Origin of the sequence: Streptomyces auratus (assembly GCF_050433025.1) — a bacterium.
Classification (GTDB): Bacteria; Actinomycetota; Actinomycetes; order Streptomycetales; family Streptomycetaceae; genus Streptomyces; species Streptomyces sioyaensis.
This window is the reverse complement of sequence record NZ_JBNGCB010000003.1, coordinates 2,486,915-2,506,028: the sequence shown is the minus strand read 5'-3', so window position 1 is coordinate 2,506,028 and position 19,114 is coordinate 2,486,915. Positions and strand designations below refer to the sequence as shown.

The following is a 19,114-nucleotide window of genomic DNA, read 5'->3' as shown; positions in this document are numbered from 1 at the left end:
CACCCCTCACCACACAAGGAGCCCCCGTGCCCGCCACCACCCTCGATGCCACGACCGCCCTGGTACTGATCGATCTGCAGCGGGGCATCGCCGGTCTGCCCTGCGTCCCGCTGCCCTCCTCCGACGTCATCGGGCGCGGCGCCCGGCTGGCCGCCGCGTTCCGGACGCACCGGCTGCCCGTCGTCCTGGTGAACGTCACGGGCGGGGCGCCGGGCCGTACCCAGTCCCCGCGGCCGGGCGGCACCCCGCCCGCCGACTGGGCGGAGCTGGTGCCCGAACTCGGCCGGCAGGACGGCGACATCCTCGTCACCAAGCAGCAGTGGGGCGCCTTCCACGGCACGAACCTGGACCTGGAACTGCGCCGCCGCGGGGTCACCCAGATCGTCCTCGCCGGCATCGCCACCAGCATCGGGGTCGAGTCCACCGCCCGTGCCGCGCACGAGCACGGCTACCACGTCACCGTCGCCACCGACGCGGTGACCGACCTGGACGCCGACACCCACCACAACAGCGTGGAGAAGGTCTTCCCGCGGCTCGGCGAGACCGACACGACCGAGGCGATCCTCGCGCTGCTCGGCTCGTGATCAATACACCTGGGGCATGACACGCCCTGAGCTCAGCGCGGTACGCCGTCGAGCCGCTCCGGGTGTCCGGGCGGACGCCGCTCGTGCCAGCGCAGATCGTCCTGGAGCTGGGCGGCCAGCGAGATCAGCAGGGGCTCGGCATGGGCCGGGCCCAGCAGCTGGGCGCCCAGCGGCAGGCCGTCGGCGCTGAACCCCGCGGGCACGCTCACGCCCGGCCAGCCGAGGACGTTCCACGGCCAGGCGTACGGGCAGGCAGCGATCATGGCCTGATCCGTACGCCAGCCGTTGAGCTTGGCGAGGGTGCCGATGCGCGGGGGCGGGGTGGCGGTGGTCGGCGTCAGCAGGACGTCGTAGGGGCCGAACAGCGCGCCGATCCGGGACTGTTGGCGCCGCTCGACGGCGCGCGCCCGGCGCAGGACGGGGCCGCCGAGCAGCCGGCCCATCCGTGCCGCCCCCCGCGTCCGGCGGTCCAGCAGGGAGCGGTCCGGGACCCGGTCCGCCCACTCCCCCACGCCGGCCGTGGCGCGCGGGACGAAGGCGAGCCCGACCAGTCCGTAGTCCGGTTCGGCCTCCTCGACGAAGTGCCCCAGGCGGGCCAGGGTGCGGGCCACGCCGGTCACCGCGGCCCGGACATCGGGGTGCAGCGGCTTGCGGGTGAAGGTGAGGGCCGCCTTCCAGGACAGCGCGATCCGCAGCCGGCCCGGGTCGCGGCCGGCCGCCTCGCGGGCCGCGATGGGGGGTGGCCGGTGCAGATCGCCCTCGTGGTTGCCGCTGGCCACGTCCAGCAGCAGCGCCGCGTCCTCGACCGTACGGGCCAGTGGTCCGATGCCGGTGATGCCCTGGAAGGACTCGGGGTCGGGCCAGGTGGAGATGCGGCCGCGCTGGGGCTTGATGCCGACGAGGTGGGACCAGGCGGCGGGAATCCGCACCGAGCCCGCGCCGTCGGTGCCGAGCGCGGCCGGCACCAGCCCGGCCGCGACCGCCGCGGCCGAGCCGCCGGACGAGCCGCCCGGGGTGTGGGCGAGGTTCCAGGGGTTGCAGGTGTTGCCGAAGGCCGGGCCCTCGGTGAACGGCCACTGCCCCAGCTCGCAGGCGTTGGTCTTGCCGACGATGATCGCGCCGGCCGCGCGCAGCCGGCGGACGACCTCGGCGTCGCGCTCCTTGGGCGGGAACTCGCCGGCGCAGCCGAACGCGGTCGGCTCGCCCGCCACGTCGGTGTCGTCCTTGACCGCGACCGGCACCCCGAGCAGGGGCAGCCGCTCCCCGGCCGCCAGCCTGCGGTCGGCCTCCGCGGCCTCCGCCATCGCCGCCTCGGCCCGTACCCGCCGGAAGGCATTGACCGTGCCCTGGGTGGCCGCGATGCGCTCCAGCGTCCGCCGTACCAGGGCGGTCGAGGTCACCCGCCCTTCGGCCAGCGCCCGCGCCTGCTCGGCGAGGCCCTCCAACTCCCCGGCCGGTGCACCGATGTGCCGGGCCGGGGCCGCTCCGGTCTCGCTGTCCTGGCTCTCGTCAACGCTCACGCTGCGTGCCCTCCCTGGGACCGCTCATTCGAACGAACGGTCCCAGGAGGCTAATCGCCACCTCGATCACCATCAACGGCGCCGCGCGGAGCGGTACATCGACGACACACGGACGGCACACAGGGGCCGGGCGAGTGCCGGCGGTGTGTCGTCCGGGTTACCCACCCGCGGTGGCGTGGGCCGGACGCACCCGCCGGCGCCGTCACTTCGGGTGGACGACCATCGCCGCGCCGCCGCCGCGCCGTACCTTTTCGGCCGCGGCCAGCCAGCGGCCGTCCGGCAGCCGCTGGACGCCGGTGGCCGCCCCGATCTCCGGGTTCGGCTTGAAGGCATGGCCGAGCGCTTCGAGTTGGGTGCGCAGCGCGCTGTTCCACAGGGCGGGTTCGAGCTCGGTCTGTGCCGCGTTGCGCTGGCTGGCCCGCGGTGCGGCGATCGCGTCGACCAGCGGCATCCCCCGGTCGAGGTGGTTGACCAGGGTCTGCAGCACGGTGGTGATGATGGTCGCGCCGCCGGGCGAGCCGAGCGCCACCACCGGCCGGCCGTGGCGCAGCACGATCGTCGGCGACATGGACGACCGCGGCCGCTTGCCGGGACCGGGCAGGTTCGGGTCATGGACGGCGGGGTCGGCGGGCACGAAGGAGAAGTCGGTGAGCTCGTTGTTGAGCAGGAAGCCGCGGCCCGGGACGACGATGCCGCTGCCGCCGGTCTGCTCGATGGTCAGGGTGTAGGCGACGACGTTGCCCCACTTGTCGGCGACGGTCAGATGGGTGGTGTTCGGCCCCTCGTACGTCGTCGGGGCGGCTCTGCCGGCACGGCCGCAGGGCTTCGGGTGGCGCGGGTCGCCGGGCGCCAGCGGGCTGGTCAGGGCCTTGTCGTCGCGGATCAGGCACGCCCGGGAGTCGGCGAACCGCTGGGAGGTCAGGCCCTTGGTCGGTACGTTCTCCTGCGCCGGGTCGCCGACCCAGCGGCCGCGGTCGGCGAAGGCGATCCGGCTCGCCTCCAGATAGCGGTGCAGATACTGCTGCTGGCTCAGCCGCGAGAGATCGCTCTTCTCCAGGATGTTGAGCGCCTCGGCGACGGTGGTGCCGCCGGAGGAGGACGGCGCCATGCCGTAGACGTCGAGGCCGCGGTAGCGGGTGTGGGTCGGCGCCTGGCTCAGGGCCCGGTAGGCCCGCAGATCGCCCACGGTCAGCTTGCCGGGCCGCACCCTGCGGGTGGAGCCGGGGCGCACCGGCGGTTTCCGGACGGTACGGACGATGTCCCGGCCCACCGCGCCGTCGTAGAGCGCGCCGACGCCCTTGTGCGCCAACTCCCCGTACGTACGCGCCAGATCGGGGTTCTTCATGGTCGAGCCGACGGCCGGCAGCTTGCCGCCGGGCAGGAAGAGGCCGGCGGTCGCCGGGAAGTCCCGGAAGCGCGCCTCGTTGTCCGCGGTCTGCTGGCGGAAGGTCGCATCGACCGTGAATCCGTCGGCGGCCAGCTTGCGGGCCGGGCCCAGCACCTGGCCCAGGGAGCGGCTGCCCCACGTGCGCAGGGCGGTGTCCCAGGTGGCGGGGGTGCCCGGGGTGCCGATGCCCAGTCCGCTGGTGACGGCCTGGTCGAAGGGGAGCGGTGTGCCGTTCTCCAGGAAGAGGTCCTTGCCGGCCGTGCGCGGGGCGGTCTCCCGGCCGTCGAGGGTGCGTATGGAGTGGGATCTTGCCTGGTAGTAGACGAAGTAGCCGCCCCCGCCGATGCCCGCGGAGTAGGGCTCGGTGACGCCGAGGGCGGCGGCGGTGGCGACCGCGGCGTCCACGGCGTTGCCGCCCTTCCGGAGCACCGAGATGCCGGCGGCGGAGGCGTCCGCGTCGACGCTGGAGACGGCCCCGCCGTAGCCGACGGCGACCGGGGACTTCTCCGGTGCGGCGGTGGCGCGGCCCCGGGCCGCATCGGGGCGCGGTGGCGCGGCGGACCCGGCGGCGGCCGGAATCGCCACCATGGAGCCGGCCAGCGCGGCGGCCGCTCCCAGGACGGTGAGGCGTCGGGCTCTGGTCATACCGGGATTCCTCCAAGGGCCTGCGAGGCGGCGGCAAGGGGCGGCCGGAGCCTACTCGTGTGCACAGCGCCCCGACAGAGGGTCTGCGGGATGCGGTGGGCCCATGGGCGTACGGAGCGGCTGCCCGTGCGCGGCGGGATCGGCTGCCCTTTTACGTACGGATCAGCTGCCCTTTTACGTACGGATCCGGTAGGCGCGCACGGACCGGGACAAGCCGCCCGGGCTCCCCGCCCGCCCTCGAACACACACCCGGGATGCCGCTACGCTCCCCGGCCATGGACGACACCCTGCAGCTCCTGACCATCGCGGCCGCGGCCCTCCTGGTGGGCCTGGCCGCCGGCTGGGCCGTGCGATCGGCGGCCGTCCGCCACAAGATGACCCGTGAGCAGGCCTTCTTCGGGCTGCCGGACGGTTCGGAGTGCGTGCTGGTCACCCACCGGGACAGTTCCTCGGCGCACTGGAGCATCCCGCGCCATGACGCGCTGGCGCTGCTGGGGCTGGCCGGGGTGATCGAGAACTGCGGTGCACACCCCGAGGTCGCGCCGCACGACACCGGCCTGCAGGGCTTCGGCGCACGCACCGAGTTCTGTGTCGGCGACCCGACCGCGCACCGCCGGCTGGCGGCCCATCTGGCCAATCTGCTGCCGGGGGTCGCGGTGCAGCCGGGCGACGAGTCCGGCGTGGGCCGCGGCACGTTCACCATCGGCGGCACGGCGTACCGGATGGAGCCCGGCGCGGTCGAGTACGTGCTGCTGGCCCGGCTGCGGGCCGGTGAGGGCGACCGTCCGGTGTTCCTGGCGGCCGGCCAGCGCCCGGTCACCCACCGGGCCGCGGTCCGCCATCTGGTCCGCAACCGTGCCCGGCTGGCCCGTAAGCACGGGGCCGACGGCCAGTTCTGCCTGCTGCTGAAGGTGGTCAACTCGCAGGCGTACGGGCCCGATGTCGTCGAGCTGGTCGCCGATGTCACCAAGGCCGCGACCACGGCCGCGGAGGCGAAGGGCCACCGGGCGGCGGCCTGAGAGGCCGGAGGTCGCCCGGCAGCCGTGCGGGCCGATCGGGTACGGAACCCGCCCGCCCCGTGTCGCTCCCGCCGCCCCGGAAGGCCGCGTGAGAGCACCTGAAGGGTGACATCCGATGAGCACACAAGTGCCAGGCGGGCGTTCCTCCGGGCCGCGCTCGTGATCGGTACGCTCGCCGTCGGCCGCGTGCTGCTCCCGTCCCGCGTCGTGGAGACGGGCGGCCCGCACCGCACGGCGGCGCCCCGTACCGCGGGAGCCGACCCGCCGGCGGGCGCCGGCCGGCCCGCCACGGCCGGGCCCCTGGAGACTCACCCGCTGCGCCCGATGGCCGGCGAGACCTCCCGTTCCGGTCCGGGCGCCTCGCCACCGCACCCCGATGTGGCCTTCACGCTGTCCACCGACCGCCGCGAGATCTTCCTGACCTTCGACGACGGTCCGCACCCCCGACACACCCCCGACATCCTGCGGATCCTGCACCGCCACGATGCCCGCGCCACGTTCTTCGTCGTCGGCGAGAACGCCGTCGCGTTCCCGGACCTGCTGCGGGACATCGCCGACGAGGGGCACGCCGTCGCCAACCACACCTGGACCCATCCGCAGCTCACCACGCTGCCCCCGGGCGCGGTGCGCAGCGAACTCGGGCGCACCAGCAGCCTGCTCGAAGAGGTCCTCGGCAGCGCCCCCGACCTGGCTCGCGCCCCGTACGGCGCCTGGGACGACCCCTCGCTGAGCATCTGCAACGACCTGGGCATGTCGCCCGTCGGCTGGGCGGTCGACTCACAGGACTGGACGACCCCCGGCGCCGAGACCATCATCGACACCGTCCTGGCCGAGATCCGTCCCGGCGCGATCGTCCTGTCGCACGACGGCGGGGGCGAGCGCCGGCAGACCGTCCAGGCGCTGGAGTGGTATCTGCCACGTCTGCTGGCCGACGGCTTCCGTCCGATCCGGATCGAGCCGTGACGCCCCGATCCCTGGTGACGGGCTCACGGAGGGGCGGGGACCGCGCCGCCCGGTGCCGCCGGCCGGCCGCCGGCGACCGGCGGCGAAGGGTGAGTGCCGTCACCCGGTACGCCGGAAGCTCACCCTATGGTTTATCGTTCAATTGGAAACGGCGCCGCGCGACGGCGTCCGAGGGCCCTCCCTCAGGGAAGCCGGCCCACCACCGCGCGGCAGCATCCCGGCGCCCGTCGCCGTCACCACTCCGCGCCCCCGAGCCGCCCCGGCCGAATTCCCCCGTTCGGCCGGGGCTTCCCCTTTCTCGGCTTCTCGGCTTGTCCCGGTGCCTCCCGGTGCCCCTCAGCGCAGATACGACGCGCCGTTGACGTCGAGCACCGCCCCGGAGACCCAGGCCGCCTCCGGCGAGGCGAGGTAGAGCACGGCGGACGCCACCTCCTGCGGCGAGGCGACCCGGCCGAACGGGCTCTGCTGCCGCACCTCGTCCGTCAGCCGGTCCGCGACCCGCTCGGTCGCCACGAACCCGGGCGCCACGGAGGCCACGCCGATGCCGTACGGCGCCAGATGGACCGCCAGCGACTGGCCCATCGCATGCAGCGCCGCCTTCGACGCGCCATAGGCCGGATGGTCCGGCTCGCCCCGGAACGCGCCCCGCGACCCGATGTTGACGATCCGCCCCGCCACCTCCCGCTCGATCATGTTCCGCGCCGCGCAGTGCGTCAGATGCGCCGCCCCCAGCAGATTCACGTCCACCAGGCGCCGCCAGACCCGCTGCCAGTCCTCGAAGGACGTGCGGTCCAGCGGATGCGGCTCATTGGCGGCCGCGTTGTTGACGAGCACATCGACGCCGCCCAGCCCGTCCACGGCCGCCTCGACGATCGCCGCCGCGCCCTCCGGCGTCCCCACATCGCCCTGCACCAGGACGTGCCCGCTCCCGGCCAGCCCCGCGAACGCCTCCCGGGCCGCCTCCCGCCGCGACGCGTAATGCAGCGCGACCCGGTCCCCGCGCGCGGCGAAGAGCTCCGCAACCGCCCGGCCGATCCCCCGCGAGGCCCCGGTCACCAGCACCGCCCGGCTGCTCATCGGACGCTCTCCGCCCGGGCAGCCGGACGGCAGCAACAGGCCGAACGACTGCGGGACATGCAGAGCTCACCGGATGCCCAGGGACGGTTCATCAACGGATCAGTCCTTACCTCGTGCCGTGCCGCGAATGATCGTGAGGAATGGTACGGAGCCCCACGGGGAAGCGGGAACGGCCGGGCGGCGATGCGATGTGCTGATACTGGTCGGCTGTCTAGCGCGACACGAGGAAGTGGACCTCGCGGGGCCTGACCTCCAGGTCGCTCAGGCCCTCGGGGGTCGCGCCCATCTCGCGGCCGACCTCGGCCGCCGCCGAGAAGGCCTCCTCGGACTCGAACGCGCCGGTGGTGACGACGGCCCCGCCGTCCGGGGTGACCCAGACCCCGACGGACAGGAAGCCGGGCTGGCGCCGCGTCGCCTCGGCGACCTGATGGCAGTTGCGAACGAACTCCTCGACGTGCTCGGGGGCGGGGTAGTGGAAGGCAACGAAACCGAATGACATAGGTGTCCCCTCTCGCGTTATACGATGCCGTACAACGTAAGCTAGGGCCTTATACGGCTCCGTACAACAGGTGGGACAGGGTGAGGTGAGCCACCGATGGGCGCATTGCGCACACCGCGGGAGAAGTGGGTCGAGGCGGGGCTGCAGGCGCTGGCCGCGGGCGGGGTGGACACGGTGCGGGTCGAGGCACTCGCCAAGGCGCTGGGGGTGACCAAGGGCGGCTTCTACGGGTACTTCGCCGACCGCGACGCACTGCTGACCGAGATGCTGGACACCTGGGAGCGCGAGAGCGTCGACGACGTCATCGACCGGGTGGAGCGGGAGGGCGCCGACGCGCGGGACAAAGTCCGCATGGCCGGGCAGCTCACCTTCTCCAGCGACCGCCTGCTCCCCATCGACCTGGCCGTCCGCGAATGGGCCCGCCGCGACCACACCGTCGCCGACCGCCTGCGCCGCGTGGACAACAAGCGCATTCAGTTGGCGCGAGACGCGATCGGCACCTTCTGCGCCGACCCCGACGAGGTCGAGGCCCGTGCCCTGCTCGCCTTCTGCACAGCCATCGGCAGCCATTTCCTCGCCGCCGACCACCCCGGCCGCGACCGCGCCCCGGTCATCGCCCGCGCCGCCGACATCATCCTTGACGTGCCGCGAGGCAGGCCCGTGAGGTGACACCGCCCCAGGCCCCTAGAGGTACTCGGTCATTTGGTGGGTGACTCGCCTCGGTGTGCAGAGGACGTCACCGGGAAGAGCTGCCGCAGGCGTGCCTGAAGCAGCGGGAGGCCGACCGTGGGGACGTCATAGTGGCCGGCTCCCTCGAAAACGGCGAGGTTGATGTCATTGGCGTTGGCCAGCATCTTGTTGACGACGTGGTAGGTGACAGCGCCCGGGCTGGTGATGTCATCGGCCCCATAGAGCCAGAGGACCGACCCCGGAAGTGTCGAGTTCTCAAGCTTCCCTTGGTTCCGCGCGTAGAATCGCCTGTTCTCCGGCAGCGAGTTCGGACCGTCTCCGCGAATTCCGGGATATGTCGCCAAGCGGTGCGAAGGCGAGGAATTCAGGTAGCTTTTGATATCATGCTTGACCATCGCGTTCAGATCGTCCAGGCACGTCCGCCAGTTCTGCTGATAGAACTTCAGCATATTCTGGCCGTAGATCTGTCCGGGGACGACGTGATAGCCCGCATTGCGTTGGGTTTTCGTGAAGTAGATGGTTTCCGCGTTGGCGAAGACCAGCTGGTCGATCTGATGGTCCGTGGGCGTGGTCCCGGGTGTGGAGGCGTGGGCGATGTCCCGCCACAGGAGCTTGTTCATGGCGGGGACGTCCGGGACGGGGGCGAGGGCGATCGTGCCCCGATAGTCCAGCGCGGGCTCAGCCTTCTTGGACAACCGGGAGTAGTACGCGGCGGCGAGCGCGGCGAACCCTCCTTCGGACCAGCCGGCCGGCACCCATTCCCCGGACGCCCGGCCACCGAGATACCGTTTCGCGGCAACCGCGGCGAAGATCATGGACTTGCCCTCGCTGGAGAGATGGTAATAGCCGTGCCCGGTCGTGACGCCGGCCGCCGTCGGGCCCAGCCCCTCGTAATCCGGGGCCACGACGGCAATTCCCATCTTCAGGACGGCCGCCAACAATGCGGCGTTCGGCCCGTCAGCCCATTTATTGTGTTCCTGGAGCTGGACGCTCGGTGCGCACTCCGGGGCCCATCCGACGGTCCCGTGACCCCATACGAAAAGGGGCCAGCCGCCGGCCGGCGGAGATTTTCTGGGCGTGAACAGCATGGCGGTCGCCTTGATCCGGTTTCCCTGAATTCCCGGCATGCGGTAGACGACCAGTTTTCCGTCGGCCACGGTGGACAGTTCGCGGGGCACGTTGCGCAGCGGTGTGGGAGTGCCCACCACGTCGCCGTTGCCCGTGGTTGCCCCGGAACCGTCGGAGTTTCCCAGGGGTGTGACGAACCCGCAGCCGGTGAGGACCATCGCCAGCAGCACAGCAGCCGCCGGCCTGCTCGACCGTCCGAAGCGTCCCCTCAGGCCGCCCACCCGCCGGCCTCCGTCCTTGGGAAGGAAGCGGCGGACGCATCGCCGGAGCGGACGTGTGTGCCCGGCGGCTTCACTCATCGCTGATGACCGCACCTGTGCCTGCTTCCTGTCGTCCTTCTCCCGGCCCTACACCCAGGGATGCTCCATGCCGGGAGCCGTGCTCTGTGACGGTAGGCATCGACGGCCCGTTCGCGCCTGCTCAGGCACCGGTCTGATGGCCCGTTGGGAGGGCCTGACCCTGTAGGCCCGACATTCTGATGGCCCGTCGGGACGGGTTTGACCGCATAGGCCCGACATTCTGATGGCCCGTCGGAACCCGGCGCCGACGCGTGGTCCGGCCACGCATACGCATGCCGTCGTCATCAGGGTGACGTCCGAAATCCACGCTCCACCGGACGGAGTCTCCAGCGGGCGGCGGCTGACCGTTGTGCTTAGCGTCACCAGCAAGCACAGGCTTCCCGGCGCTCAATCTTGCTGACGGACTTCCCGGGCGGCTCAGGAATGTGACACCTCGCGATGGAGAGACGATGGCAGAGGGAAAGCCGTGGGCCGGCGGGGCCACGAGGCGGATGAGCCGCACCGCCGGGACCTGCACACTGGCCGTGGGGCTCGCCTTCGCGGGCTGTGTGGTTCCCGCCGAGGCGAGTTCGCCGCCGGGGCCCCGCTTGTGTGCGACCGTGCCGGCGCCTCCGACGGGGAGCCCCCCTGCACCGGAGCTGATCACTTCGGGCCCCGGCGTGTGGAGTTTCGTCTCCGCGCCACGGCTTCATCCCATGCGCGTCAGCGTGACCGCGCAGCGGCGAGGAACAGCACCCGGGAACATCTTCGTCGGCCCGTACACCATCAGCAGCCCGATGATCGGCCAGACCGGAGCGCTGATTTCCGAGAACTCCGGTGCGCCGGTCTGGTTCCGTCCGCTGCCCTCGACGAGCCTTCAGAACGCCGACTTCAAGGTGCAGACGTACTACAACCACCGGAGCCGCCGGGCGGAGCCCGTGCTGACCTGGTGGCAGGGGTCCATCGCGATTCCGCCCGCGTACACCAACCTGCCGGGCGGCGCCCCCGAACCGGGCGGCTGCTACTACGTCTACGACAGCCACTACCGCCTGGTCCGAACGGTTTTCGCCCGGCACGGCTTCCATCCGGACGAGCACGAATTCATCCTGACCCGCAGAGGAACCGCACTGTTCATCGCGACCAAGCCGATCCCCATGGACCTCAGGCGCTACGGCGGTCCGGAGAACGGCGCCATCCTGGACAGCGAGGTTCAGGAGGTCGATCTCGCCACGGGGGAACTCGTCTTCTCGTGGGACATCCTCGATCACGTCAATCCGGCCGACTCCGAGGTGTCCGCCTCCGATGCGTCGTCATCCGGAGGAGTGTGGGACGCCTACCACATGAATTCGATCGACGAGGGACCCAACGGTGAACTGCTGGTCTCGGCACGCAACATGTGGGCGGCCTACGACATCTCCCGACGGGACGGCCGGATCCGCTGGCAACTCGGCGGGAAAAGGAGCGACTTCACCTTCGGTCCGAACGCGGACTTCTTCTGGCAGCACGACGTCAGATTCCGGCCGGGACGCCGGATCTCCATGTTCGACGACGGCTGCTGCAACCAGCCGGACGGCACACCGGAGCAGGAATCACATGGCCTGATCCTCAACATCGACTTCGCGCACCGCCGAGCGACCGTCGACCAGACCTACTACCACGCACCGCCCTTGTTCTCCGCCTCCCAAGGAAACACCCAGGCTCTCCCGCACGGGAACCAGTTCATCGGGTGGGGGCAGAACTCCTACTACTCGGAGTACGCCTATCCGGGAAACACCCAGTACAACGGCTTGCAGAACCTGCTCTACGACGCGAAGATGCCGGGCTCCGACATCTCCTACCGTGCCTACCGCCAGCGATGGGTCGGCAAGCCGTACTACCCGCCGAGCGCGGCGGCACGAGCGGCGGGCGGACGCACCGTCGTCTTCGCCTCGTGGAACGGGTCCACGGAGACCAGAGGATGGCAACTGCTCGCCGGACCCCATCCCCGCTCGCTGCGGGTCGTCGGACGCGCCCTGCGCACCGGGTTCGAGACGGCGCTCGCGACAGTGAACCAGGGCCCGTTCTTCCAGGTCAGGGCCCTTGACGCGCACGGGCGGGTGCTCGGTGCGTCGAGAATCGTGACGCCGGCCGGATGACGGCGACCACGACACCACGAAAGCGGGTGCACTATGGCTGACCTGGTGGAACCACGGCCCGACCCGGACCGGCGGACCCACCTCGGAATGCACGCCGGCGATCTCGACGGCAAGTGGTATGCGAGGTACTGGAATCCGGTGATGGCGCCGCTGCCGGAGCACGTCCGGGAGGCGCTCGCACTCGGTCCGCAGGCGCCGCCGCTGTGCCTGGACTTCGATGCCGCGGCAACACTGAGCGACGCCGGCTACCACGACCTGGAGAACGGCTACAGCCTCTTCGACGACGGTTCCATGCACATCGCCGCGCTGACCCGTATGCCCGGGGTGTCCCCGGGCATGGTGGACTGGTGGTTCTGGTGGCACGCCACGGAGACCCAGCGGTACAAGCTCTGGTATCCGCGGGCCCACGTCTATGCGGAATGGGCAGGAGAAACGGCGGCGCCCGGCACCCCCTACCGCGAGAGGTACCTCGGGGGCACATCCTTCGTCGATGAATACGTCGGCAATGCGCTCGGCGAGCTCGCCATTCGTTTCGTGCCTCCCCACCGGTTCGGGTTCAGCGACGACGGCCTCGATCCGGACGAGGCGACCGCGGTCTGCGGCACGGTCGGCCTGTCCCGCCTCCCGCTCGACTGGGGCTACTTGATCCATCACGTACGCCGGGTGAAGGACGGCAGCGAGATGCGCTCACGCTTCTGGATGGGCGGCAGGTACGTCACCGCCCGCAGCGGAGCATCCCTGACCGGTGAGCTCGGCACGGCTGCGGAAGCCCTACGGAAACTCGGCGCAGAGCAGGCCCGCGCGATGGTCGTGCACTGCTCCCAGGAAATGAACCACCTCGCCGCGTTCCTTCCGGACATCTTCGAGGAGTTCACCCGCAAGGAATCGGCCGACCAGCCGTGAGCAGTGGTCCGAGCAGGAGCCCGCTCGCGGAAGAGAGCGAAGGGCCCGGAGGGAGAAGACCATGACCCCCCAGATCGAAGGGAGGGTGTTGCGGAGAGGCGACTACCGCTACGAAAGCCTGCGCCGGGAAGCCTGCTGGCACGCGGGGGTGCCGGACCGGTACCCCGAAGTGATCGTGCTGGCGAACAACGAGGACGACGTCGTCGGAGCGGTCAAACTCGCCCGGCAGGAGGGCCTGCAGATCGCGGTGCGCTCCGGCGGCCACAGCTGGTCCGCCTCGCACCTGCGTGACGACACGGTACTGATCGACCTCTCGAACCTACGGCATGTGACGGTCGACCAGGAGACGATGACCGGCACCGCCCAGCCCGGCATCAAGGGGTCGGAACTCAACTCGATGCTGGCCGAACGCCGGCTCTTCTTCCCCACGGGCCACTGCACGGGCGTGTCCATCGGCGGATACCTGCTGCAAGGCGGTTTCGCCTGGGCCGGGCGGGACTACGGACCGGCCTGCATGTCCGTCACCGGCATCGACGCGGTCACCGCCGCCGGCGAACGGGTGCACGCCGACGAGAAGGAGAACCCGGACCTGTTCTGGGCGGCCCGCGGCGCCGGCCCCGGCTTCTTCGCCGTCGTCACCCGGTTCCACCTCACGCTCCATCCGCGCATGCGAACCACGATGAACAGCGGCTACTTCTGGCCGGCCGCGGCTGCGCAGGACGTCTACGGCTTCGTGCACGAGATCGGCCGCCGGACACCGACGGAGATCAATCTCCTGTGCAGCCGCGATCCGATGACCCACGGCGAGCCACTCCTCGCCCTGAACGCGACGGCCTTCACCGACACCGAGGAAGAGGCCCGGGAACAGCTGTCGCTCTTCGAGTCCTGTCCCGCACGCGCCCAGACGCTCGCGACCCGGCTCAACGAGGTGACGGACACCGGCACCTTGAGCCGCTACGGCACCGACACCCACTACGACGAGACCAAGCGCTATCTGGCCGACAACATGTGGACCCACGCCCCCTTCGACGACCTGTGGCCCACCTTCGAGGAGATGCTGAAAACCTGGCCGCCGGCACCGTCGCACCTGGTGGTGTTCAACTGGGGAGGCTACGAGGGAGCGCCCGCACGCCCGTCGATGGCCTACTCCGTGGAGGACGACCTCTACTACGGGCTCTATGCAGCCTGGACCGATCCGGCCGACGACGACATGTACACCAGGTGGGTGACCGACCACATGCGCGCATGGGAGCCCTACGCCAGTGGCATCCAGCTGGCCGACGAAAACCTGCTCAACCGCCCGTACCGCTTCGTCACGGAGGAGAACCTCCGTCGGCTCGACGACCTGCGCGGCATCTGGGATCCCGACGGGATGTTCGTGTCGTGGCTCGGTCGGCCTGCCGAGGGCTGACGCTGCGGAACGACGGAGGCAGCGCGCAGCCCGGCCGTATGCCGACGCCCATGCCGTCTCCTGCCGGGCGGCGTCCCGCGCCGCCGTGCACCCGTCCGGCCGACGCCCGGATCCCCGGTGGACGTGCCGCGGCGGCCGAACCGCCGTTGAATGCTGACTGTCCGCATGTGCCAGGAGGGCCGGCCCTCGTCGGGAGCACGCATGTCGTTGCCGAAGACCCCGAGCGTCCCCGCGTCCGGCGCCCCCCGTCCCCGGGGGGCGCTGCGCCGCATCGGGGAGTGGTGCGCCCGCCATTTCGTCGTGGTCATCGTGCTGTGGCTGGCCGCCCTGGCCGGGCTCCAGGTGTTGCAGCATGCGTACGGCGGCGACTACTCCGACGACTTCGCGCTGCCCGGCGTCCAGTCCACGCGGGGCCGCGATGTGCTCAAGGAGCACGAGCCGAAGGCCGGCGGCTACAGCAGCCAGGTCGTGCTGCACGACGCGGCCCGGCCGCTGACCGGGTTCCGCAGCCAGATCGACGGCGCCGTCACCGCCCTCGGCAAACTGCCGGAGGTGCTCGCCGCACAGAACCCGCTGCCGGCGCCCGGCGCACCGCCCGCCAAGCCGCCGCCCGGCACCCCGAACGTCGGCCCGCTGTCCACCGACGGCCGGACCGCGTACATCACGGTGCGCTTCAGCGTGCAGCCGTCCACCCTGAACCCCGACTATCTCCAGGGCGTCGACGCGGCGGTCAAGCCGCTGCGTTCGGCGGGCGTGGAGGTGGAGTACGGCGGGCCGCTGGGCGAGCTGGCCCGGCCGGCGCCCAACGACCGGCTCAGCGAGATCATCGGCTTCGCGGTGGCGATCCTGGTGCTGCTGGTCGGCTTCGGGAGTGTGCTGGCGGCCGGGGTGCCGCTGCTGACCGCGCTGATCGGCGCGGTGTGCGGGGTGGCCTGTCTGGGGCTGCTGGCCGCCGTCTTCGTCTTCGCCACCGTCTCCCCCACACTGGCCACGATGATCGGCCTCGGCGTCGGCATCGACTATGCGCTGTTCCTGCTCACCCGGCACCGGCAGAACCTGATGGACGGTGCGGACCCGGTCACCGCCGCGGGCCGGGCCGTGGCCACCAGCGGCCGGGCGGTGCTGGTGTCCGGCTGCACCGTGATCATCGCGCTGATGGGGCTGTGGGTCTCCCAGCTCTCGTTCATCGGCAAACTCGGGGTGGCGGCCGCCCTCACCGTGGTCTCCGCGGTGCTCGGCGCCCTCACCCTCGTCCCGGCGCTGCTCGGGCTGATCGGGCGCCGGATCGACCGGCTGCACGTCCGCCGCCCGATCGCCGAGACCGACGCCGCACCGGGCGAGGAGGCGCGCGGCACCTGGCACCGGTACGCCCAGCGGGTGGAGCGCCGCCCGTGGTGGTATCTGGCGGTCGGGGTGCTGGTGGTGGTCGTCCTGGCGCTGCCGGTCTTCTCGATCCAGCTCGGGCACATCGGCGACGGCGCCGACCCGAAGTCGTTCACCGACCGGCGGGCCTTCGACCTGATGTCCTCGGCGTTCGGCCCCGGCTCCAACGGCCCGCTGACCCTGGTGATCGACGAGTCGGCCGTACCGCAGGCGGACCGCCCGATGCTGGCCGCGCAGGCACAGAAGGCGCTCACCGATGTCCCGGGCGCGGCCTTCATCACCCCGCTGAAGGCCACCCCGGACGGCGCGGTGCTCACCGGGACCGCGTACTCCACCCAGGCCCCGCAGAGCGGGGTCACCACCGACCTGGTCAAGCGCCTGGAGCGGGACGTCCTGCCGCAGGCCGTGCGGGGCACCGACGCGGACGGCTATGTGACGGGCACGACCGCCGGCCAGGTCGACTTCCTGGACATCGTCGCCAGCCGGCTGCCACTGATCATCGCCGTGGTGGTCGCCCTCGCGTTCGTGCTGATCCTGACCGTCTTCCGGGGCCTGCTGGTGGCGGTGAAGGCGGCGGTGCTCAACGTCCTGTCGATCGCCGCCTCGTACGGGGTGGTGGTGGCGGTCTTCCAGTGGGGCTGGGGCGGTCCGGCGCTCGGGGTCTCGGGCACGGTGCCCATCGAGAGCTACGTCCCGATGATGATGTTCGCGATCGTCTTCGGGCTGAGCATGGACTACGAGATCTTTCTGCTGTCGCGGGTGCACGAGGCATGGCTGCGGACCGGCGATGCCAAGGCGAGCGTGGCGCATGCGCTGGAGATCACCGCCCGGGTGATCACCTGTGCCGCGCTGATCATGGTGAGCGTGTTCGCCGCGTTCCTCGTCAGCGACAACATCGTGGTGAAGATGCTGGGCCTCGGTCTGGCCGTGAGCGTACTGATCGACGCCACCGTGGTCCGGCTGCTGCTGGTGCCCGCGATGATGACGCTGCTGGGCCCGGCGGCCTGGTGGACACCCCGGTGGCTGGACCGGATCCTGCCGCATGTGAACACGGAGGGCGAGGAGCAGCTCCCCACGGGCGGGGCGGCGGCCGGCGGGGGCCGGCGGTAGGACGGGGCGACGGCCTGGCAGCCTGCGGGCGGGACCGCGGCCCCCGGCCGGTCCGGCTCCCGGCCGGTCCGGCTCCCGCAGACCCGACCGCCCCCCTTGGACCGCACCGGCCCCCTCCGATCTGCGAACGCCCCGGTATCCCGCGATCATCGAACCATGGCCCCCACCGCCGAGCGTGGCTCGGCCTCGTACCCCGTGATCCGGCCGATGCTGGCCACGGTCGGTCCGCTGCCTGCCGCGGACGACGAGACGGCCTGGGCCTTCGAGGCCAAATGGGACGGCGCTCGCTGCATCGTCAACACCCCGGGCGACGGGACGATCCGCCTGATCACCAGGGCGGGCAACGACGCGACCGCGACCTACCCGGAACTGGGCCCGCTCGGTGCGCAGCTGCGCGGCCGGCCCGCGGTGCTCGACGGGGAGGTGGTGGTGCTGGATGCCCGCGGGCGGCCGGACTTCGGGCTGTTGCAGCGCCGTATGGGCGTGGTCAATCCGCGGCGCACCGCCCGCCTGGCGATGGAGTACCCGGTGCACCTGGTCCTCTTCGACCTGATGTATCTGGCCGGCTCGCTGATGGCCGCGCCGTATTACGAGCGCCGGTCGATCCTGTCCGGGCTGGGGCTGCGCGGCCCGAACTGGTCGGCGCCCGCGTATGTCGAGGGCCATGCGCAGCAGGCGTGGGAGGCCTCGCTGCAAGGCGGGCTCGAAGGGGTGGTGGCCAAGCGGCTGACCTCCATGTACCTGCCGGGCGTGCGGTCACCCGAGTGGCGCAAGACGAAGCATCTGCAGACCCTCGACGTGATCATCGGGGGCTGGACGGAGGGCCACGGCGCGCTGGCCGGGCTGCCCGGTTCCGTTCTGGCCGGCCTGGCGGAGCCGGCGGGGCTGCGCTATGTCGGGTCCGTCGGTTCGGGGCTGTCCGCACGGGAGCGCCAGGAGCTGGCGCAGTACCTGGGCGTCATCGCGCTCGACCGGTCGCCGTTCCTCAACCCCGTGGACGTCGCGGGGGCGCACTGGGCCGAGCCCCGGCTCGTCGCCGAGGTCGCCTTCAGCGGCTGGACGTCGGCCGGCCGGCTGCGGCACCCGATCTGGCACCGGCTGCGGCCCGATCTCACCCGCCTCGGCTGAGGAGGGATATCCGCGCCGGTCCGGGAAGGCTCGCCATGAGGACGCCGGCAAGCGCGACGGAAGGAGTCGGTGATGTCCCACCCCCCTAGCGACGGTGCCCCCGCGGACGGCGGTGCCGACGGCAACACCGGCTACGGCAGCAAGCCGTTCAAGCGCTCCAAGAGCCACTTCGCGGACCGCATCACCGCGGACGGACGGGACGGCTGGCCGGTCGAGGCCGGCCGCTACCGGCTGGTGGCCAGCCGCGCCTGCCCCTGGGCGAGCCGCGCCGTCATCTCCCGGCGGCTGCTCGGCCTGGAGGACGCGCTCTCGCTCGCCGTCACCGACCCGATCCAGGACGACCGCAGCTGGCGCTTCACCCTGGACCCCGACGGCCGCGACCCCGTCCTCGGCATCCGCTTCCTCAGCGAGGCCTACGACGCCCGCGAGAAGGACTACCCGGGCGGCGTCAGCGTGCCCGCCATCGTCGACGTCCCCAGCGGGCAGCTCGTCACCAACGACTTCCAGCAGATCACCCTGGACCTCGCGACGGAGTGGACGGCGCTGCACCGGCCCGGCGCACCCGAGCTGTATCCGGAGCCGCTGCGCGAGGAGATCGACATCGTCATGGCGGGCGTCTACCGGGACGTCAACAACGGCGTGTACCGGGCCGGTTTCGCCACCGGGCAGGGTGAGTACGAGGCGGCCTTCCGCGATCTCTTCCGGCGCCTGGACCTGCTGTCCGAGCGGCTGGCCGACCGGCGCTATCTCGTGGGCGACACGATCACGGAGGCCGACATCCGGCTGTTCACGACCCTGGTCCGCTTCGACGCCGTCTACCACGGCCACTTCAAGTGCAACGGGTTCAAGCTGACCGAGGACCGGGTGCTGTGGGCCTACGCCAGGGACCTCTTCCAGACGCCCGGCTTCGGCGACACCGTCGACTTCCACCACATCAAGCAGCACTACTACCGGGTGCACGCCGGCATCAACCCGACCGGCATCGTCCCCGTGGGGCCCGACCTCTCCGGCTGGCTGATGCCGCACCACCGCGAGGAGTTGGGCGGCCGGCCGTTCGGCCACGGCACCCCGCCCGGCCCGGTACCGGCGGCCGAGGAGGTCCCTCCCAGCGGACGCGCCGAGCACCTGCTGACCGGCTCGTGACCGTTCCTCCATCACCGGCCGCCGGGGCTGCCCGCCACGGCCCGGCCGTGAGATCCTGAGAGCAGACAGCGACACAGACGAACGAGCGGTGCGCCACGGGGCCTCCCGCGT

Annotated in this window: 15 protein-coding genes; 10 read left to right on the top strand and 5 right to left on the bottom strand. The window is 71.6% G+C overall.

What is annotated here, in order from left to right; genetic code table 11:
* The first annotated feature begins 26 nt into the window (after positions 1-26).
* Positions 27-584: an isochorismatase family protein gene (locus tag BKA18_RS30675; RefSeq protein ID WP_366044758.1), complete on the top strand. Its 558-nt coding sequence runs from the start codon at positions 27-29 to the stop codon at positions 582-584.
* 32 nt (positions 585-616) lie between these two features.
* Here the strand turns inward: BKA18_RS30675 and BKA18_RS30670 are convergent, their stop codons facing one another.
* A complete protein-coding gene (locus BKA18_RS30670) occupies positions 617-2,104 on the bottom strand; it encodes an amidase (protein ID WP_366044759.1) in 1,488 nt (495 codons plus the stop codon).
* A 202-nt stretch (positions 2,105-2,306) separates the two neighbouring features.
* Entirely contained in the window at positions 2,307-4,136 is a 1,830-nt protein-coding gene (ggt, locus tag BKA18_RS30665) for a gamma-glutamyltransferase (protein ID WP_366044760.1), read from the bottom strand.
* Between the two features lie 275 nt (positions 4,137-4,411).
* Between ggt and BKA18_RS30660 the strand changes: the two genes are divergently transcribed.
* Positions 4,412-5,155, top strand: coding sequence for a hypothetical protein (locus tag BKA18_RS30660; protein ID WP_366044761.1), 744 nt, complete (start codon positions 4,412-4,414; stop codon positions 5,153-5,155).
* A 186-nt stretch (positions 5,156-5,341) separates the two neighbouring features.
* Complete coding sequence (locus BKA18_RS30655; RefSeq protein WP_366044762.1) at positions 5,342-6,118, top strand: polysaccharide deacetylase family protein; 777 nt, start codon at positions 5,342-5,344, stop codon at positions 6,116-6,118.
* Positions 6,119-6,454: 336 nt separating this feature from the next.
* On the opposite strand, the gene BKA18_RS30650 is transcribed toward BKA18_RS30655, so the two are convergent.
* Both BKA18_RS30650 and BKA18_RS30645 read right to left on the bottom strand, forming a co-directional pair.
* Positions 6,455-7,195, bottom strand: coding sequence for an SDR family NAD(P)-dependent oxidoreductase (locus BKA18_RS30650; protein WP_366044763.1), 741 nt, complete (start codon positions 7,193-7,195; stop codon positions 6,455-6,457).
* A gap of 211 nt (positions 7,196-7,406) precedes the next feature.
* Positions 7,407-7,694 (bottom strand): antibiotic biosynthesis monooxygenase, encoded by a 288-nt coding sequence (locus BKA18_RS30645; protein ID WP_366044764.1) that lies wholly within the window; start codon positions 7,692-7,694, stop codon positions 7,407-7,409.
* Between the two features lie 96 nt (positions 7,695-7,790).
* Here BKA18_RS30645 and BKA18_RS30640 point away from each other — a divergent pair, with 96 nt between their 5' ends.
* Entirely contained in the window at positions 7,791-8,363 is a 573-nt protein-coding gene (locus BKA18_RS30640) for a TetR/AcrR family transcriptional regulator (RefSeq protein WP_366044765.1), read from the top strand.
* A gap of 29 nt (positions 8,364-8,392) precedes the next feature.
* Here BKA18_RS30640 and BKA18_RS30635 read toward each other — a convergent pair whose 3' ends face one another.
* The gene (locus tag BKA18_RS30635; protein WP_366044766.1) at positions 8,393-9,733 is read right to left on the bottom strand and encodes an alpha/beta hydrolase family protein; all 1,341 of its coding nucleotides are present in this window, start codon (positions 9,731-9,733) and stop codon (positions 8,393-8,395) included.
* A 773-nt stretch (positions 9,734-10,506) separates the two neighbouring features.
* Between BKA18_RS30635 and BKA18_RS30630 the strand changes: the two genes are divergently transcribed.
* The 6 genes from BKA18_RS30630 to BKA18_RS30605 all read left to right on the top strand — a co-directional run bounded on the left by BKA18_RS30630 (position 10,507) and on the right by BKA18_RS30605 (position 19,003).
* Positions 10,507-11,925 carry an arylsulfotransferase family protein gene (locus BKA18_RS30630; RefSeq protein ID WP_366044767.1) on the top strand — a complete coding sequence of 473 codons (1,419 nt, stop codon included), beginning with the start codon at positions 10,507-10,509 and terminating at the stop codon, positions 11,923-11,925.
* 33 nt (positions 11,926-11,958) lie between these two features.
* Positions 11,959-12,828, top strand: coding sequence for a DAPG hydrolase family protein (locus BKA18_RS30625; protein WP_366044768.1), 870 nt, complete (start codon positions 11,959-11,961; stop codon positions 12,826-12,828).
* 61 nt (positions 12,829-12,889) lie between these two features.
* The gene (locus BKA18_RS30620; RefSeq protein ID WP_366044769.1) at positions 12,890-14,239 is read left to right on the top strand and encodes an FAD-binding oxidoreductase; all 1,350 of its coding nucleotides are present in this window, start codon (positions 12,890-12,892) and stop codon (positions 14,237-14,239) included.
* 201 nt (positions 14,240-14,440) lie between these two features.
* Positions 14,441-16,732, top strand: coding sequence for an MMPL family transporter (locus BKA18_RS30615; RefSeq protein WP_366044770.1), 2,292 nt, complete (start codon positions 14,441-14,443; stop codon positions 16,730-16,732).
* Between the two features lie 156 nt (positions 16,733-16,888).
* The gene (ligD, locus tag BKA18_RS30610; RefSeq protein ID WP_366044771.1) at positions 16,889-17,860 is read left to right on the top strand and encodes a non-homologous end-joining DNA ligase; all 972 of its coding nucleotides are present in this window, start codon (positions 16,889-16,891) and stop codon (positions 17,858-17,860) included.
* Between the two features lie 72 nt (positions 17,861-17,932).
* Complete coding sequence (locus tag BKA18_RS30605; RefSeq protein WP_366044772.1) at positions 17,933-19,003, top strand: glutathione S-transferase family protein; 1,071 nt, start codon at positions 17,933-17,935, stop codon at positions 19,001-19,003.
* The last annotated feature ends 111 nt before the right edge of the window (positions 19,004-19,114 follow it).

Bases quoted from the DNA above. Each gene is read 5' to 3' on its own strand.
- ggt (WP_366044760.1), bottom strand. From the start codon at position 4,136: ATGACCAGAGCCCGACGCCTCACCGTCCTGGGAGCGGCCGCCGCGCTG.
- BKA18_RS30660 (WP_366044761.1), top strand. From the start codon at position 4,412: ATGGACGACACCCTGCAGCTCCTGACCATCGCGGCCGCGGCCCTCCTG.
- BKA18_RS30650 (WP_366044763.1), bottom strand. From the start codon at position 7,195: ATGAGCAGCCGGGCGGTGCTGGTGACCGGGGCCTCGCGGGGGATCGGC.
- BKA18_RS30645 (WP_366044764.1), bottom strand. From the start codon at position 7,694: ATGTCATTCGGTTTCGTTGCCTTCCACTACCCCGCCCCCGAGCACGTC.
- BKA18_RS30640 (WP_366044765.1), top strand. From the start codon at position 7,791: ATGGGCGCATTGCGCACACCGCGGGAGAAGTGGGTCGAGGCGGGGCTG.
- BKA18_RS30630 (WP_366044767.1), top strand. From the start codon at position 10,507: ATGCGCGTCAGCGTGACCGCGCAGCGGCGAGGAACAGCACCCGGGAAC.
- BKA18_RS30625 (WP_366044768.1), top strand. From the start codon at position 11,959: ATGGCTGACCTGGTGGAACCACGGCCCGACCCGGACCGGCGGACCCAC.
- BKA18_RS30620 (WP_366044769.1), top strand. From the start codon at position 12,890: ATGACCCCCCAGATCGAAGGGAGGGTGTTGCGGAGAGGCGACTACCGC.
- BKA18_RS30615 (WP_366044770.1), top strand. From the start codon at position 14,441: ATGTCGTTGCCGAAGACCCCGAGCGTCCCCGCGTCCGGCGCCCCCCGT.
- ligD (WP_366044771.1), top strand. From the start codon at position 16,889: ATGGCCCCCACCGCCGAGCGTGGCTCGGCCTCGTACCCCGTGATCCGG.
- BKA18_RS30605 (WP_366044772.1), top strand. From the start codon at position 17,933: ATGTCCCACCCCCCTAGCGACGGTGCCCCCGCGGACGGCGGTGCCGAC.